Genomic DNA, 543 nt, shown 5'->3' with positions numbered 1-543 from the left:
ATCATTCCTTCCGCGCCGCCCTGGGGGACGGTAATCTCCGCGGTGATGGTGTAATCCTTGTTGAGGATGCTCGGGGTGTTTCCATCCGGAATGCCGGGATTCTCACCGGAATACGTGAAGACCGTTCGCCCGGCGGTCGCGCTCGGCCGCGGCGTCACGAGGCGCGGCAGGATCGAGTTGTCCAGCGGCAAGACCTGGTATTTCGCCGCCTCGGTCAGGAACAACGCCTGGAGCTCCTTCAACTTGTCAGGATTCTTGGCTGCGAGGTCGTTGTTTTGCGAATAGTCGTCAGCGATGTTGTAGAGCTCCCATTTATAGTCGTTGATGTCAGGCAGCTTGGCTGTTCCCAAGATCCACGGCGGCACCGGGGGCGTCGTGCATGCATACCAGCCATCGTGGTAGATTCCGCGATTGGCGAACATCTCGAAATACTGCGTGTCGCGCTTCGAGGGTGCGTTGGCATTCGCCTGGTCGAACGTGTAGACCATGCTCACGCCCTCAATGGGCTTTTGCGCAATGCCATTGACCATGGCCGGCGCCTGA

The 543-nt window shown here is 59.3% G+C and carries 1 pseudogene; it reads right to left on the bottom strand.

What is annotated here, in order from left to right:
• A pseudogene (locus Q2941_RS51880) lies at positions 1-543 on the bottom strand (arylsulfatase); the annotation flags it as partial.

The organism is Bradyrhizobium sp. UFLA05-153, assembly GCF_054185185.1.
This window is presented reverse-complemented; position numbering and strand designations above follow the sequence as displayed.